The following is a 15214-nucleotide window of genomic DNA, read 5'->3' on the forward strand; positions in this document are numbered from 1 at the left end:
GTCAGAACGTCAGGGCGCCGGGTCCAGCGGCGTCAGCCCCCGCCCCAGCATCTGCGCCAGAGAGCGGAGCGCCCGGTTCACCTCCGGCGGCGGCAGCGTGGCGATCCCGCGCAGCGCCGCCAGCATCACCTCTGCCGCGTGATCGGGCGGCAGTGCCAGACGCAGCCGCCCGGCCACCGCCTCGGTCCTCAGCCAGTCGGCCAGCACGGCGCAGAGCCGCGCCTGTCCTTCCTGCGCCACATCCGGCGGAACCCCATGGCGGTCCGGCAGGTCCGCGTCCTGCGGCAGGGCCCATCCCGGCTCGGCGCCTGCGTCGCGCAGCGCGGCAAAGGCGGCGGCCAGCCGGTCTTCGACACGGCCCTTCCCCTGCAGGGCCGCGCGCAGCGCCTGTTCTGCGCGCTCGGTCTGCTCCAGACCCAGCGCCCGCAGGATCGCCTCCCTGTTGGCGAAATGCAGATAGAGCGCGGGGCGGGACATGCCCGCCTGCCGCGCGATCACCTCCATGGAACACCGGCGGACCCCGTGGCGGGCCAAGGCGGTGCGGGCGGCGGCAAGGATGACCCGCCGTTTCGGGTCACGCTCCCCGGCGGGAATGCCGCTGGTCATCGGGCCTCCAAGCGCAGCGTTACAGCCTGACAGAGTCTGTCACTCTGTCAGCCTAGCGCCGGACAGGGCTTCCGGGAACTGTCAAAACGTCATGGCCCCGCGCAGGACGCAGCAAGACCGCTGGACACTACAGGTCAGACTGTCAGGCAGAGATGCGCTGCTGCGGCAGGCTCTGGCCTGCGGACCAGGCCCGCACCGCCTCGCCAAACGCCTCGAACAGCGGGCGCGAGACGGGATCGTTGGCCGCATCCCATTCCGGATGCCACTGCACCGACAGCGTGAAGCCCGGCGCGCCCTTGACATAGATCGCCTCCGGCGTGCCATCGGGGGCGTGGCCCTCGATCTCGATCCGGGCACCGGCGCGGTTGATCCCCTGCCCGTGCAGCGTGTTGGTCATCACCTCGGAGGCGCCGAACAGCCGGTGGAACCGCCCGCCCTCCTTCAGCTTGACCTTGTGGCGCAGCGCGAACTTCTCCTCCAGCGTGCCATCCGGGGGCATGCGGTGGTTCATCCGCCCCGGCAGGTCGCGGATTTCGGGATGAAGCGTGCCGCCCATGGCCACGTTCACCTCCTGAAAGCCGCGGCAGATGCCCAGAAACGGCTGACCGCGTTCGACACAGGCCCGCACCAGCGGCAGCACGATGGAATCGCGCGCCCGGTCAAAGGCGCCATGCGCTTCGGTGGCCACCTCGCCATATTCCTCGGGATGCACGTTCGGGCGCCCGCCGGTCAGCAGAAAGCCGTCGCAGACCTGCATCAGCTCCTCGATGCAGACATAGCGGGGATCGGGCGCGATCAGCAGCGGCAGACAGCCCGACACGCAGGACACCGCCTCCGTGTTCATCTCTCCGCCGGTATAGGCGGGATAGGTGTCGTTCAGAAGCTGGTGGTTGCCGATGATGCCGACGACGGGGCGGGTCATGAAGGGCCTCTTCTCGCAGTTCACGACCCTACATAATACAGTGCGCGGCTTTCCGAAAGGTTGCGCGGCCCCGCTTCGGCGCGGGCATGCGCGGGATGCCCTGTTTTGCGGCAGCTCCGGCGCGGAGCCGCTTGCAGCCCCGCGCGCCCCGCTTATGATCGCGGTCAGGACGGCAGACGACCTGCCCGAGATCCGGTCCGGGCAGGGAGTGCACGACCATGACAGCCAGCGATGGCCCGCGCCTGCGGGGGCCGCTGTGATCCTTCTGACCATCTGGCCGCTTTTTGCGCTGATCTGCCTTGGCTTCGGGCTGGCCCGGGCCGGGTTCCCCTCGCGCGAGTTCTGGCCCGCTGCGGAACGGATCAACTATATGGTCCTGTTCCCGGCGCTGCTGTTTTCCAGCCTTGCGACGGCGCCGGTGCGGGATGCGGGCATGCTGCGGCTTGGCGGGGCGGCGGTGGCGACGCTGCTGGTCGCCGCGCTGGCGCTGATGCTGGCACGCCGGGTCTGGCCCAGCCCCGCGCGGCGCTTTGGCCCGGCGCTGCAGGGTGTGGTGCGGTTCAACACCTATCTGGGTTTTGCCGTGGTCACCGCCCTTGCCGGACCGGAGGGGCTGTCGCGCGCGGCGGTCTATCTCGCCATCGCCGTGCCGCTGGTCAACGTGCTGTCGATCCTTGCCCTGACCGAGCGCGGCGGCGCCACCGGGCTGCGGCTTCTGGGGGCGGTGCTGCGCAATCCGCTGATCCTTGCCTGTCTGGGCGGGATCGCGATGGCGTTTTCCGGGCTTGGCCTGCCTTTTGGCAGCGATGCGCTGCTGCGGCTCATGGCGCAGGCGAGCCTGCCGCTGGGTCTGCTCTGTGTCGGGGCGGCGCTGCAGCCCGCCACGCTGCGGCAGGATCTGCGAGCGGTCGCGGCCACAAGCGTGCTGCGGCTGCTGGTCATGCCCGCGCTGGCGCTTGGCGTGGCGCCGCTGTTTGGCCTGAGCGCGGCCGAGACGATGATTCTGGTGATCTTTTCGGCGCTGCCGGTGGCCCCCACCGCCTATGTGCTGACGCGGCAGCTGGGGGGGGACGGGCCGTTCATGGCGGCGATCATCACCGGACAGACCTTTCTGGCGGCGCTGACGCTGCCCTTGGTGCTGTCCGTGCTGGAGCGGATGTAGGGGCGGGCCGAGAAAGCCCGCCCCCCGCAGGCTCAGCCCGCCTTCAGTTCCAGACGGCGGCGGTGCAGCACCGGTTCGGTATAGCCCGAAGGCTGCGCGCGGCCCTCGAACACCAGATCGCAGGCGGCGCGGAAGGCCACGCCGTCAAAGCCCGGCGCCATGGGCGTATAGGCGGCGTCCCCGGCATTCTGCCGGTCCACCACGGCGGCCATGCGTTCCATCACCGCGCGCAGCTCCGCCTCCGACACCACGCCGTGATGCAGCCAGTTCGCCAGATGCTGCGAGGAAATCCGGCAGGTCGCGCGGTCTTCCATCAGGCCGACATCGTGAATATCGGGCACCTTGGAACAGCCGACGCCCTGATCGACCCAGCGCACCACATAGCCAAGGATGCCTTGGGCGTTGTTCTCGATCTCTTCGCGCACCTCGTCTTCGGACCAGTTGGCCCCCGCCGCCACCGGCACGGTCAAAAGGTCGGCCAGCGTGCCACGCGGCCCGCCTGCCGCGATCTCGTCCTGCCGCGCCAGCACGTCCACCGCGTGATAATGCAGCGCGTGCAGCGTGGCGGCGGTGGGCGACGGCACCCAAGCGCAGGTGGCACCCGCCTTGGGATGACCGATCTTCGCCTCCAGCATGGCGGCCATGCGGTCGGGCATGGCCCACATGCCCTTGCCGATCTGGGCGCGGCCCTTCAGCCCGCAGGCAAGGCCGATATCGACGTTGCGATCCTCATAGGCGGCGATCCACGGCGTCGACTTCATGTCGCCCTTGCGCAGCATCGGCCCCGCTTCCATGGCGCTGTGCATCTCGTCGCCGGTGCGGTCCAGAAAGCCGGTATTGATGAAGGCCACCCGGTGCTGTGCGGCGCGGATACATTCGCGCAGATTGGCAGAGGTGCGGCGTTCCTCGTCCATGATGCCCAGCTTGACGGTATAGCGCGGCAGGCCCAGCACCTCTTCGACGAAGGTGAACACCTCGTCGGCAAAGGCCACTTCCTCGGGGCCGTGCATCTTGGGCTTGACCACATAGACCGAGCCTGTGACCGAATTGCGCGGACCCTGCGATTTCGCCAGATCGTGCCGCGCGATCAGCACGGTGACCATGGCATCCATCAGCCCTTCAAAAATCTCGGACCCGTCGCGCAGCAGGATGGCGGGGTTGGTCATCAGATGGCCGACATTGCGCACCAGCATCAGCGCGCGGCCTTTCAGCACCAGGTCAGAGCCGTCGGGCGCGGTATAGGTCCGGTCGCCGTCCAGCACGCGGGTGACAGTCTGACCGTTCTTGTCAAAACTGTCAGACAGATCGCCCTTCATCAGGCCCAGCCAGTTGCCATAGGCCAGCGCCTTGTCCGAACCATCGACGCAGGCCACGGAATCCTCGCAATCCATGATGGCGGAGACGGCGGCTTCCATCCGCACATCGGCCAGCCCCGCCGGATCGCCGGAACCGATATGGTGGCTGCGGTCGATGACCAGTTCCACATGCAGGTTGTTGTTGACCAGCAGCACCGCCTCGGGGGCCTCCGGCGCCCCGCGCCAGCCCGCGAACTGGGCAGGATCCGCCAGCGGCTGGCCGCCCACGCGCAGCGCGCCGCCGTCAATCCCATAGCCCTGCGCCTGCGCATGGCTGCCGTCCGCGACCGGGAAGGTCTCGTCCAGAAACGCCTTGGCGCGGGCGACCACGTCCTGCCCGCGCGCCGCGTCGAACCCGCCCTTGGACGGCAGCGACCCCAGCGCATCGGTGCCGTAAAGCGCATCATAAAGCGAGCCCCAGCGGGCATTCGCCGCGTTCAGCGCGTAGCGGGCATTGGTGATCGGCACCACCAGCTGCGGCCCCGGGGTGCTGGCGAATTCGGGATCGGTCGCGGCAGTCTGGATGGTGAACTCCGGGCCTTCGGGCACCAGATAGCCGATCTCGCGCAGGAAGGCGGTATAGGCTTCGGGGTCGGGCTGGCCGGGATGGGCCTTGTGCCACGCATCAAGCTGCGCCTGCAGATCGGCGCGCCGCGCCAGCAGCGCCGCATTGCGCGGGCCGAACTCATGCGCCAGCCGCGACAGGCCCGCCCAGAAGGTCTCCGCATCCACGCCGCTGCCCGGCAGGGCCTGATCCTCGATCAGGGAGAACAGCGCGGGGTCGATCCTCAGGCCGTGGCGTTCGATACGGTCGCTCATGGGGCATCTCCAGTGTGAGTCGCGTCAGTCCCGGTTTAGGAAACAAGTTTCCGATAGGCAACAAGCGGTGGTCATATCTTCTGACCAGATCGGCCCGCCACGCGCCCCCTGCCCGCCCCGCACGGCGCTTCTTCTTGACAGGTCTGGTGCCGCGATGCAGCGTCCGCAACATTTCGGCACCTGAAAGGACGAAAGACATGGCCAAGGAAACCCGAAGCTTCGCCGTCATCGGGTTGGGCGCGTTCGGCAGCACCGTCGCGTCGGAACTGGCACGGTTCGGCAATCATGTGATCGGGGTGGACCGCGACGAGAAGCGCGTGTCGCAAATGGCCTCGACCCTGCCTGCCACCGTCATTCTGGACACCACCGACGAGGGCGCGCTGCGCGAAGCGGGGATCGACCGTTACGACGTGGTGCTGGTCGCCATCGGGCGCGACATCGAAGCCTCGATCCTCACCACCATGAACATGCGGCTGCTGGGGATCGACACCATCTGGGTGAAGGCCTCCAACCGCACCCATCACCGCATCCTGTCCAAGCTGGGCGCCGACCGGGTGATCCTGCCGGAGCAGGAAATGGGCCGCCACATCTCGCAGATGCTGAACAACCCGGTGGTGCAGGATTACATGACGCTGAGCAACGGGTTCAGCGTGGTCAACGTGGTGCTGCCGGAACGGATCAAGGGCAAGCAGCTCTGCGATCTGGGCATCGGCGACCGGCACGACCTGCGGCTGCTGGGAATGATGCGCGGCACCGAACATGTGCCCTGTTCCGACCGCGACATGGATCTGCGCCCCGAGGACAAGCTGATCCTGCTGGGCAAGCGCGCCGATCTGCGCCGCTTTGGCGACGCGCTCTGATCCCATGGTCTGGCGCACCCTGTCCCGGACGCTCGCGCGGCGCCTGCTGCGCGTGTCCCCGCCGCTGATCCTTGCGGCGCTTTATGCCGGGCTTATCCTGCTGGGGGCGCTGCTGTTCAAGCTGCCCTTTGCCACCACGCAGCCGATCACATGGTCGGATGCGCTGTTCACCGCCACATCGGCGGTCACCGTCACCGGGCTTGCCGTCTTTGACGTGGGCGCGGTGCTGACCCATTTCGGGGAATTCGTGCTGGCGGTGCTGATCCAGCTTGGCGGGCTCGGGCTCATGACCTTTGCCGTGCTGGTGCTGGCAGCACTTGGCCTGCCGGTGGGCATCACCGGGCATATCTACCTGCGCGAGGATCTGAACCAGAATTCCATGCACCAGCTGTCGGCGCTGGTGCGGACCATCCTCAAGGTGGTGCTTTTCTGCGAAGTAACCGGCGCGCTGGTGCTGATGCTCAGCTTCGCCCCGGTTCTGGGCTTCTGGGAGGGGCTGTGGGTCTCTGCCTTCCACTCGATTTCGGCCTTCAACAATGCGGGGTTTTCCACCTTCTCCGACGGGCTGGTGGGCTTTGCCACCGATCCGGTGGTCAATCTGGTGATCCCCGCCTTGTTCATCGTCGGCGGCATCGGCTATGTCGTGCTGCAGGACATTGCCCGGCAGCGCAGCCATCACAGCTGGTCGCTGCATACCAAGATCATGCTGCTGGGCACCGCCATCCTGATTCCGTGGTCGGTGGGCAGCTTTGCCCTGCTGGAATGGACCAATCCCGGCACGCTGGGGATCTTTGACAGTGCCGGGGAAAAGCTGATGGTCAGCTGGTTTCAGGGCGTCACCACCCGCACCGCCGGGTTCAACACCACCGATATCGGCGCGCTGCATGACAGCACGGTGATGCTGTTCATCTCGCTCATGCTGATCGGCGGCGGCCCCACCTCCACCGCCGGGGGGATCAAGGTCACGACCTTTGTGGTGATGATCCTTGCCACCATCGCCTTTTTCCGCCGCCAGACGCAGCTGCATGCCTTTGGCCGCAGCATCGGGCTGGAACAGGTGCTGAAGGTCATGGCGCTGACCTCGATCAGCGTGCTGGTGGTGTTTGTGGGGGTGTTCCTGCTCACCGCCTCGCATGACGGGCATTTTGTCGACGTGGCCTTCGAGGTGGCCAGCGCCTTCGGCACGGTGGGCCTGTCGCGCGGCTATACGACAGAGCTGACCGAATTCGGCCGCGCCATGATCATCGCGATCATGTTTCTGGGCCGGGTCGGGCCGCTGACGCTGGGGTTTTTTCTGGCCACCCGCACCACACCCCGCGTGCGCTACCCCGAAGGGCAGATCCATCTGGGCTGACGAAAAACCGCGCGGTCAGGCCGCGCGGTCCTCGGCCTGCTGGCGCGCCCAAAGCTGGGCATAACGCCCGGCGCGGGCCAGCAGCGCCTCATGGGTGCCCTCCTCGACCACCAGACCTTTTTCCAGCACCACGATGCGGTCGGCATCGGCGATGGTCGACAGCCGGTGCGCGATGGTCAGCACCGTGCGCCCCTCGCCCGCGCGGCGCAGGGCGGTCTGGATCTCCGCCTCGGTCTCGGTATCAAGCGCCGAGGTCGCCTCGTCCAAGAGCAGGATCGGCGGATCCTTGAGCAGCGTGCGCGCGATGCCGACGCGCTGCTTTTCCCCGCCCGACAGTTTCAGCCCGCGTTCGCCCACCTGCGTGTCATAGCCTTCGGGCAGCGAGATGATGAACTCGTGGATCTGGGCCGCACGCGCCGCCGCCTCGATCTGTGCCTGCGTGGCGCCATCGCGGCCATAGGCGATGTTGTAGCGGATGCTGTCGTTGAACAGCACGGTGTCCTGCGGCACCACGCCGATGGCGGCGTGCAGGCTGTCCTGCGTCACCGCGCGCAGATCCTGCCCGTCGATGCGGATGGCGCCGCCCGAGACATCGTAGAAGCGGAACAGCAGCCGCCCGATGGTGGATTTGCCCGAGCCGGACGGCCCGACCAGCGCCACGCTTTCCCCCGCCCCCACCTTCAGGCTGACGCCATGCAGGATGGTGCGCTCGGGGTCATAGCCAAAGCGCACCGCGTCGAATTCGACCGCAGCCCCGCGCACCTGCAGCGCGGGCGCGCCGGGGCGGTCCTTGACCTCGCTTGGCTGGTCCAGAAGATCGAACATCTGGCCCATATCCACCAGCGCCTGCCGGATTTCGCGATAGACCGTGCCAAGGAAATTGAGCGGCATGGTGATCTGGATCATGTAGGCGTTGACCATGACAAAATCGCCCACGGTCAGGCTGCCCTGCTGCACCCCCAGCGCCGCCATGATCATCACCGCGACCAGCCCCGCCGTGATGATGAAGGCCTGCCCGGCATTGAGCGCGGCAAGCGAGGTGGCGGTCTTGACCGCCGCCTGTTCATAACCCGCCATGGCGGCATCATAGCGCGCGGCCTCGCGCGATTCAGCGCCAAAATACTTGACAGTCTCGAAATTCAGCAGGCTGTCCACTGCCTTCTGGTTGGCGTCGGTGTCCTGCGTGTTCATGCGCTGGCGCAGCTTCACCCGCCATTCGGTGACGGCGAAGGTGAACCAGACATACAGCGCGATGGTGACCGCCACCACCGCCAGATACCAGACGTCAAACAGCGTGAACAGGATGGCCGCGATCAGCAGCAGTTCAAGGATCAGCGGCCCGATGGAGAACAGCAGGAAGCGCAGCAGGAAATCCACGCCCTTCACGCCGCGTTCGATGATCCGGCTGAGCCCGCCGGTGCGCCGCGTCAGGTGATAGCGCAGCGACAGGCGGTGGATATGGCCGAAGGTTTCCAGCGCGATGCGGCGCAGCGCGTGCTGGCCGACCCGGGCAAAGACCGCGTCGCGCAGCTGCTGGAAGCCGTTGGAGAAAAACCGCGCCAGACCGTAAGCGACGGTCAGCCCCACCGCCCCCAGCGCCAGATCCGGCACCTCGCCGCCCAGCGTGTCCACCGCCGCCTTGTAGAGCAGCGGCGTGCCCACGGCGATCAGCTTGGCGACCAGCAGCAGCAGCAGGGCCGCCACCACCCGGCGCTGCGCCCAAGGTGCGCCCTTGGGCCAGAGATAGGGCGCGGTGCGGATCAGCACCCGGCGGGCGGAGCGGCGTTCGGACTGCGCGGAGGCATCCTGCGCGGGGTCGGCGGGAGAAGCGGGAGGCATGGCGGATCCTTTGGGTCTGCTGGCGTTCTAGCCCGCAGGCGCGGTCAGGGCCAGCCCGCCAGCCCGGTTCGTTTCGGGCGGGCGGATGGGTCGCAGGGGGGCGCTGCCCCCCGCGCGCGCGGCGCGCTCCCCCCGGAGTTTACGGGCAAGATGAAGGGGCGGGTCAGTCCGGGATGTCGAAGACCTGACCGGGATAGATGAGGTCGGGGTTGCGGATCTGGCTGCGATTGGCCTCGAACACCTTCACATAGTCGATGCCCTGCCCGTAGCGGGTGCGCGCGATGGCCCAGAGCGTGTGGCCGGGCTGCACGGTGACGGCGCGCACCGCCACGGCGGGATCGGCGGCGGCGGCCAGCACCTCGGCGGATTCGCGGCGGAACGGGCTTTCGGCGCGGGCGGTGACCTCGCCCGCGTCGTCGATCTGGTCGACGCGCAGCGTATAGGTGCCGGTGGCGACATCGGGCAGGGCCGCCTGCCAGCGGCCATCGGCGGCAATGCGCGTGGTGATGAGCGGGCGGTTGTCGAGATAGACCCGGACCGAGGCCGCGCCTCGGCCCCGCCCGGCCAGCGCCACGGCGCCCTGCTCGTCATAGCTGATGGTGTCGATGGCGATCTGGTCCTGCGCCAGCGGGGTCTGCGGCTGCATCACCTCGATCCCCGCTTCGGAGGAGAGCAGCGCCACCGGCGCCGGGGCCTCTGGCGCTGGCACCACCGCCGCCGCGGCGGCATCGGGGCTGGAGGGGCCGGGCGCCGCCGCGATCCGCGGCTCGGGCGCATCGGGGGCTGCGGGGGGATCGCTGCGCGCTTGGGCCGGGGTGCTGCTGGCCTCGGCTGGCGCGGGACTGTCCGGCGCGGGTGCGTCGGCGGACGGTTCTGCCGCGGCCATGGCGGCGGGCGGCGGGGCGGCGGGCGGGGTCAGGATCACCTCCTGTTCCGACAGCAGTTCCCGGCCCTGATGGCGCAGCCGCAGCCTCAGCACCCGCGGCGCGCCGTCGAGCGGCAGATCGAGAAAGGCGGTGAAGCGGCCATCCCGGTCGCTCTGCACCTCGGGTTCCGGGATGCCGTCGACCAGCACCGCCACGGCGGCACCCGGTTCGGCCCGGCCCGCCACCAGCGTCTGGCCGGTGGGATCGGCGCGCACCAGATCGAAGCTGGGCGGATTTGGCAGCGGCAGCGGCGCGTCGGGGTCGGGGCGCGCTTCGGGCCCTGTGGCGGCAAGCACCTCTGACACCGCGCCGGGGCGTTCCGGCGCGCTGACCGGGGCCGGGGCGGAGGCCTGCGGGCCTGCGGCGGTGACGGCGGGCTGCGCCACCTCCGTGCCCGCCTGTGGTTCCGGCAGCGCGGGCGCAGGCGCGGCATCGGGCGCGTCCTGCGCCACCGTGGCCGCCGGTTCGGGCGGCGGCGCGGCGGGGGCGGGATCGGCTGTCGTGACCTCTGCCGGGGGCGACGGCGCCTCCGGCGCGGGGGTCGGCGCGGCGGAGGATGCCACGGCGGGATCGGCGGGATCCTCGGGCTTGGGCAGCGGCGCGAGGAACCCCGCCAGATAGAGGACGCCCACCGCAACTGCGATGCCCAGCCCTGCGCCTGCCAAGCTCTTCCTGTTCATGCCATCCCCTGATCCGGCCCGCGCGGACGATGTGCCCGCAGCGTGGTTGTGCACCTATAACAATCCCGTTATCAGCGGTCAAAACAGCAATTTTCCGGATCTGCAGCATGCTCTCCAAATCTGTCTGTGTCTATTGCGGTTCGCGCTTCGGTCGGGACCCGGCGCATAAGGAAACGGCACAGGCGCTTGGCCGCGCGCTGGCGGCAGAGGGCTGGCGGCTGGTCTATGGCGCGGGCGATGTCGGGCTGATGGGCGAGGTGGCGCGCGCGGCGCAGGGGGCGGGCGGCGACACCTTCGGCGTCATCCCCGCGCATCTGCTGGCGCTGGAGGTGGGCAAGCGCGACCTGACCCGCTTCGTGGTCACCGAGACCATGCACGAGCGCAAGAAGGTCATGCTGATGAATGCCGATGCGGTGGTGATGCTGCCCGGCGGCGCGGGCAGTCTCGACGAGTTTTTCGAGGCGCTGACATGGCGCCAGCTTGGCCTGCATGACAAGCCCATCGTGCTGCTGGATGCGGACGGGTTCTGGGATCCGCTGCGCGCGCTGCTGGCGCATGTGACCGGACAGGGCTTTGCCGAGCCGTCGCTGCTGGGCTATGTTCAGAGTGCGGCTTCGGCGGAAGAGGCCATGGCGCTTCTGCGCCGCGCCCTGTCCTGACGCAGCGCCGAGACGCTATAAAGCGCCAGCGCCGCCCAGATCAGCGCGAAGCTGACGGCGCGGGCAGGGCCGAAGGGTTCGCCAAGGATCAGCACGGCGCCCAGAGCCTGCAGCGTCGGGTTGAGATATTGCAGAAGCCCCAGCGTTGACAGGTCCACCCGCCGCGCCGCCTCGGCAAAAAGCATCAGCGGCAGCGCGCTGAGGATCCCCGAGCCTGCCAGCAGCGCCGAGCGGGTCCAGTCCTGCCCGAACGCCCCCTGCCCCGAGATCTGTGCGGCGGCGATCCACAGAACCGCGAGCGGCAGCAGCACCAGCACCTCGGCAAAGACCGAAACCGCCCCGGGCGCCACGATGCGTTTCTTGGCCAGACCGTAAAGGCTGAAGGTCAGGGCCAAGGCCAGCGCCATCCAGGGCGGGCTGCCCAGGCCCACGGCCAGCACCAGCACCGCAGCCGCTGCCAGCGCCACGGCCAGCCATTGCAGCAGCGCCAGCCTTTCGCGGTAGATCACCACCCCCAGCAGCACCGCGCAGATCGGGAAGATGTAATATCCGAGCGCACTTTCGGTCACCCAGCCGCGCTGCACCGCGATCAGGTACAGCAGCCAGTTGGCGCCGATGGCGAGGGCGGCAAACACCGTCTCGCGCCGTCTGGCGGGATGGGTCAGCAGGGCGCGGGTCAGATGCAGCCGCCCCTGCGCGCCCAGCACCAGTGCAAAGACCAGCGCCGACCACAGGGTGCGGTGCGCCAGCAGTTCCATCGCCGGAACATCGGAGAGTTCGCTGTAATAAAGCGGCGCCAGCCCCCAGAGGGTGCAGGCGACGATCATGGCCAGAACGCCGAGGCGGGCGGGCGACATGGCGGTCCTCCGGCGGACAGAGCAGGAGGGCCCCGTCTTCGCCCGAAGGCTTACCGCCCGGCGGACCGGGCGGCAAGATGGGCCGGGCTCAGGCCTCGTCCAGCGCCTCGTGCAGCAGGCGTTCGATCTTGTCGATCGGGTGGTTGGTCAGGGTCTTGTCGATTTCCGCGACCACCTTGTCCTGCACCTCCTTGTGGAGCTTGCTGCGCAGCTCGCCCAGCGTGGCGGGCGGCGCCACCAGAACGATGCGGTCAAACGCGCCCTTATGCGCCTGTTTATAGAGGATATCGGCCAGATCATCGGCGAAACGATCCTTGGCCAGCTGATGCCAGTCGGTATCGTCGAGCGCGGATTTCTGGCCCGGCCCGTTATCGGCCACGCGCCCGGGACGGTTGGCGGACTGCTCGCGGTCCGAGGGGTTTTCCTGCTGTTCGATGCGCACGACGTTGAGATCGGGGTTTTCCGCATCAAGGTCGTTGCGCAGGAACAGGGCCTTTTCCCCGTCCGCCACCAGAACCCATGTGCCTTGCGTGAGCACGCTCATCACACTTTCTCCTTGTCGCCGCTGCCGTTCTGATCCTGTGCGAGCGGGCGCGTCCTGCCCGCCGAGGTCTCGTCATGGCGCTTTTCCTCGTCGCGGGTGCCGACCTTGCGGGCCATCTCGCCGCCCTTGCGGCCCTGCTGCTGGCTGGCGCCGGGGGCATCCGGCGTGCCGTCGAGGATTTCCTGAGTTTCGCTGCGGCCGTCCTGCGATCTTGCTCTGTCGGGCATGAGAACCTCCATTTGCTTCTGGGTCTCAACGCATGGCGGGCGCGGCTGTTCCCCGGACGTGGACAAGGGGGCTCTGCCCCCGTCCGCGCCAAGGCGCGGCCTCCCCCGGGATATTTCCGGTCAGAAGACGCCGCGCGGCGGCTCAGCCGGGCGGTGCTGTCAGGATGTCGGCGAAGGCCTGCCGGGCTGGTGCGGCGGTGCCGTCATTCTGGCCGGGCAGGCCACAGCTGGACGGGGTCGCGTCTGCGGCATGTTCGGACAGGGCCTGCCGCCGGAACGCCCGGGCGCAGGCGCTGTCGATGTGGTAAAGTGCGGCCTGCCGCTGCTGCGGGCTCAGCGACCAAGGACAGTCCTTGCTCGCCGCTTTGGCCGCGCGCAGCAGGGCTGCGATGTCGCGGGTTTCGGCGACTGGAGTACCACTGCTGTAGCGTCTGGCGAGCGTGGCCTTGAGGGGTGCGCAGGCGTCCGCACCGCCCGCGCCCTGCGCCACGGCATCGGCAAAGAGGATGGTGCCATCGCGCCATGTGGCGGCGGCCCGGCGGGCGACGGGAAAGTTCTCCCGGACGCGGGTGGCGAGGGTCAGCATCGCGGGCATGTCGAGGGAGGCGAGATCCCCGGCGCTGCTGTCCAGATCAAGATTAACGATCACGTCCTTGGCCAGAAAGTAGAAATCCGACTGCACCTCGTAGCTGGCGGTTTCGAAGCTGTAGCCATTGGGCAGGCCCGGCGTCGGGGATCGCGCGGCGCAGGTCGTGCCCGGCTCGCAGGCGTCAGCCGCGCGATAAAGATCGGCAAGGCTGCGCCATGTGGCGTTGACGCGTCCGATTGTGGCTCTGGCCTGCTGGGCATCCGCCGCCGTGTCCAGCGCCAGCGGCGCCAGAACCATGAAGCTCATCAGGTAGCGGTCAGCATGCTGCTGGCGGGTGACGGCGGGAAACATGTGGGTGTCCATCTGGACGCCGACAAAACCGCCGGTGCTGCCCAGATCCTGACGGACCATCTCACAGCCGGGCGCGCCCAGAAGCAGGGCGCAAAGCGCAAAATATCTCATGTCAAATCTCTCCGGTTCAATGCGGAGAGGGTAACCCGGACCGGTTGACTGGGCCAAGAAAAAATCCCCCGCAGTGGCTGCGGGGGAGTTCTGTGCTGTCCGGAGACGGAGATCAGAGGCGCGAGGCCACGTTTTCCCAGTTCACCAGATTGTCGAGGAAGTTCGCCAGATAGGCGGGGCGCTTGTTGCGGAAGTCGATGTAGTAGGAATGCTCCCACACGTCGCAGCCCAGCAGCGCGGTCTGGCCGAAGCAGAGCGGGTTCACGCCGTTTTCGGTCTTGGTGATCTTCAGGCCGCCATCGGCGCCCTTCACCAGCCATGCCCAGCCCGAGCCGAACTGGCCCGCACCGGCGGCGGCAAAATCTTCCTTGAACTTGTCGATGGAGCCGAAGCTGTCCTTCAGCGCCGCTTCCAGTTCGGACGGGATCGAGTTGTCGCCCGGGCCCATCATTTCCCAGAACTGGCTGTGGTTCCAGTGCTGCGAGGCGTTGTTGAAGATGCCGTTCTGGGCCACCGCGTCGGGCTGGTAGGTGCCCTTGACGATGTCCTCAAGGCTCTTGCCTGCCCATTCGGTGCCGTCGACCAGCTTGTTCAGCGTGGTGACATAGGTGTTGTGGTGCAGGTCGTGGTGATATTCCAGCGTCTCCTGCGACATGCCTTTGGACGCGAGCGCATCATGGGCATAGGGGAGATCGGGAAGTTCGAAGGACATATGCGTTTCCTTTCGCCTGTCGGTGAGTTCCGTCTCATTCCTAGGCCACGGGGCCGCAAGGTCAAGCGCCGTTCCCCCGGGACGGGTGCGATGACCGCCGCCTTACTCGGCTTCGAGCGGCGACCACTGGCAGCGCCCGGAGGCGATGAAGCGGTTGTCATAGCCGCCGGGCGAGGCAGAGATCTGCACCGAGCCGTCGCGCAGCTGGATCGTGGCGCGGTATAGCATCCGCCGCGCCTGATTTCCCGCCGCATCGCGCACCGGAAAATCCCAGGCATAGGTCACGCGGCGGCTGTTGAGCACGGCAACGCGCCCCGCCACCGGCTGGCCGCTGTTATAGGCAAGCCCCACCGAATCCGAGATGATCACCAGAGCCTGCGCCGGATCATGGCCGATGAACACGACCTCGGGCACCCAGTTCTGGCTGCGCGGCACCTTGAGCTGGCACAGGATGCCCAAAGGCGCCTCTCCGGGCCGGGGGCTGCCGGTCTGCTGTGCTGCGGCGCCCCCTGCCGTGGTGACGCACAGCAGCAGCGCCGCAAGCGCGGCCTTGGTTCTGGTCATGGTCGCGCCCTTTTCTGCTCGTGCCCGCCTGAGGCCAAGGCTAGGCGGGCCCGCGCGGCGGCGCAATGCGCATCCGC

General features: G+C 68.2%; 15 protein-coding genes. 4 read left to right on the forward strand and 11 right to left on the reverse strand.

The annotated features are described in order from the left end of the window. Positions 1-9: 9 nt before the first annotated feature. The gene (locus BLR51_RS20445; protein ID WP_089850485.1) at positions 10-606 is read right to left on the reverse strand and encodes a TetR/AcrR family transcriptional regulator; all 597 of its coding nucleotides are present in this window, start codon (positions 604-606) and stop codon (positions 10-12) included. 142 nt (positions 607-748) lie between these two features. Beyond that, positions 749-1528: a gamma-glutamyl-gamma-aminobutyrate hydrolase family protein gene (locus tag BLR51_RS20450; protein ID WP_089850487.1), complete on the reverse strand. Its 780-nt coding sequence runs from the start codon at positions 1526-1528 to the stop codon at positions 749-751. Positions 1529-1784: 256 nt separating this feature from the next. Here BLR51_RS20450 and BLR51_RS20455 point away from each other — a divergent pair, with 256 nt between their 5' ends. Next, positions 1785-2690: an AEC family transporter gene (locus BLR51_RS20455; protein WP_089850549.1), complete on the forward strand. Its 906-nt coding sequence runs from the start codon at positions 1785-1787 to the stop codon at positions 2688-2690. 32 nt (positions 2691-2722) lie between these two features. Here BLR51_RS20455 and BLR51_RS20460 read toward each other — a convergent pair whose 3' ends face one another. Next, positions 2723-4864: a malate synthase G gene (locus BLR51_RS20460; protein WP_089850489.1), complete on the reverse strand. Its 2142-nt coding sequence runs from the start codon at positions 4862-4864 to the stop codon at positions 2723-2725. A gap of 197 nt (positions 4865-5061) precedes the next feature. Between BLR51_RS20460 and BLR51_RS20465 the strand changes: the two genes are divergently transcribed. Both BLR51_RS20465 and BLR51_RS20470 read left to right on the forward strand, forming a co-directional pair. Beyond that, the gene (locus BLR51_RS20465) at positions 5062-5724 is read left to right on the forward strand and encodes a potassium channel family protein (protein WP_089850491.1); all 663 of its coding nucleotides are present in this window, start codon (positions 5062-5064) and stop codon (positions 5722-5724) included. Between the two features lie 4 nt (positions 5725-5728). Further along, positions 5729-7078, forward strand: coding sequence for a TrkH family potassium uptake protein (locus BLR51_RS20470; RefSeq protein ID WP_089850551.1), 1350 nt, complete (start codon positions 5729-5731; stop codon positions 7076-7078). Between the two features lie 15 nt (positions 7079-7093). On the opposite strand, the gene BLR51_RS20475 is transcribed toward BLR51_RS20470, so the two are convergent. Together BLR51_RS20475 and BLR51_RS28495 are read right to left on the reverse strand one after the other, a co-directional pair. Next, on the reverse strand, positions 7094-8917 hold the full coding sequence (locus tag BLR51_RS20475) for an ABCB family ABC transporter ATP-binding protein/permease (RefSeq protein WP_089850493.1): 1824 nt from the start codon (positions 8915-8917) through the stop codon (positions 7094-7096). A gap of 163 nt (positions 8918-9080) precedes the next feature. After that, positions 9081-10523, reverse strand: a complete 1443-nt coding sequence (locus BLR51_RS28495) for a LysM peptidoglycan-binding domain-containing protein (RefSeq protein WP_131821853.1) — start codon at positions 10521-10523, stop codon at positions 9081-9083. Positions 10524-10630: 107 nt separating this feature from the next. Here BLR51_RS28495 and BLR51_RS20485 point away from each other — a divergent pair, with 107 nt between their 5' ends. Further along, on the forward strand, positions 10631-11182 hold the full coding sequence (locus BLR51_RS20485) for an LOG family protein (RefSeq protein WP_089850500.1): 552 nt from the start codon (positions 10631-10633) through the stop codon (positions 11180-11182). Here the strand turns inward: BLR51_RS20485 and rarD are convergent. From rarD to BLR51_RS20515, 6 genes are all read right to left on the reverse strand, one after another. Then, positions 11125-12039: an EamA family transporter RarD gene (gene rarD / locus BLR51_RS20490; protein WP_089850503.1), complete on the reverse strand. Its 915-nt coding sequence runs from the start codon at positions 12037-12039 to the stop codon at positions 11125-11127. The two genes, BLR51_RS20485 and rarD, sit on opposite strands and share 58 nt — an antisense overlap. Before the next feature lie 88 nt (positions 12040-12127). Next, positions 12128-12583, reverse strand: a complete 456-nt coding sequence (locus BLR51_RS20495) for a host attachment family protein (RefSeq protein WP_089850504.1) — start codon at positions 12581-12583, stop codon at positions 12128-12130. Continuing rightward, entirely contained in the window at positions 12583-12810 is a 228-nt protein-coding gene (locus tag BLR51_RS20500) for a hypothetical protein (protein ID WP_089850506.1), read from the reverse strand. The genes BLR51_RS20495 and BLR51_RS20500 overlap by 1 nt, the downstream gene beginning before the upstream one ends. Before the next feature lie 142 nt (positions 12811-12952). Beyond that, positions 12953-13861, reverse strand: a complete 909-nt coding sequence (locus tag BLR51_RS20505; RefSeq protein ID WP_089850508.1) for a hypothetical protein — start codon at positions 13859-13861, stop codon at positions 12953-12955. 112 nt (positions 13862-13973) lie between these two features. Further along, positions 13974-14573 (reverse strand): superoxide dismutase, encoded by a 600-nt coding sequence (locus BLR51_RS20510; RefSeq protein ID WP_089850511.1) that lies wholly within the window; start codon positions 14571-14573, stop codon positions 13974-13976. Positions 14574-14675: 102 nt separating this feature from the next. Next, complete coding sequence (locus tag BLR51_RS20515; RefSeq protein WP_089850513.1) at positions 14676-15137, reverse strand: hypothetical protein; 462 nt, start codon at positions 15135-15137, stop codon at positions 14676-14678. Positions 15138-15214 lie beyond the last annotated feature (77 nt).

Origin of the sequence: Salipiger marinus, from assembly GCF_900100085.1 — a bacterium.
Classification (GTDB): domain Bacteria; phylum Pseudomonadota; class Alphaproteobacteria; order Rhodobacterales; family Rhodobacteraceae; genus Salipiger; species Salipiger marinus.

Coding starts and splice junctions, on each gene's coding strand:
- BLR51_RS20445 (WP_089850485.1), bottom strand. CDS start 606: ATGACCAGCGGCATTCCCGCCGGGGAGCGTGACCCGAAACGGCGGGTC.
- BLR51_RS20450 (WP_089850487.1), bottom strand. CDS start 1,528: ATGACCCGCCCCGTCGTCGGCATCATCGGCAACCACCAGCTTCTGAAC.
- BLR51_RS20460 (WP_089850489.1), bottom strand. CDS start 4,864: ATGAGCGACCGTATCGAACGCCACGGCCTGAGGATCGACCCCGCGCTG.
- BLR51_RS20465 (WP_089850491.1), top strand. CDS start 5,062: ATGGCCAAGGAAACCCGAAGCTTCGCCGTCATCGGGTTGGGCGCGTTC.
- BLR51_RS20470 (WP_089850551.1), top strand. CDS start 5,729: ATGGTCTGGCGCACCCTGTCCCGGACGCTCGCGCGGCGCCTGCTGCGC.
- BLR51_RS20475 (WP_089850493.1), bottom strand. CDS start 8,917: ATGCCTCCCGCTTCTCCCGCCGACCCCGCGCAGGATGCCTCCGCGCAG.
- BLR51_RS28495 (WP_131821853.1), bottom strand. CDS start 10,523: ATGAACAGGAAGAGCTTGGCAGGCGCAGGGCTGGGCATCGCAGTTGCG.
- BLR51_RS20485 (WP_089850500.1), top strand. CDS start 10,631: ATGCTCTCCAAATCTGTCTGTGTCTATTGCGGTTCGCGCTTCGGTCGG.
- rarD (WP_089850503.1), bottom strand. CDS start 12,039: ATGTCGCCCGCCCGCCTCGGCGTTCTGGCCATGATCGTCGCCTGCACC.
- BLR51_RS20495 (WP_089850504.1), bottom strand. CDS start 12,583: ATGAGCGTGCTCACGCAAGGCACATGGGTTCTGGTGGCGGACGGGGAA.
- BLR51_RS20500 (WP_089850506.1), bottom strand. CDS start 12,810: ATGCCCGACAGAGCAAGATCGCAGGACGGCCGCAGCGAAACTCAGGAA.
- BLR51_RS20505 (WP_089850508.1), bottom strand. CDS start 13,861: ATGAGATATTTTGCGCTTTGCGCCCTGCTTCTGGGCGCGCCCGGCTGT.
- BLR51_RS20510 (WP_089850511.1), bottom strand. CDS start 14,573: ATGTCCTTCGAACTTCCCGATCTCCCCTATGCCCATGATGCGCTCGCG.
- BLR51_RS20515 (WP_089850513.1), bottom strand. CDS start 15,137: ATGACCAGAACCAAGGCCGCGCTTGCGGCGCTGCTGCTGTGCGTCACC.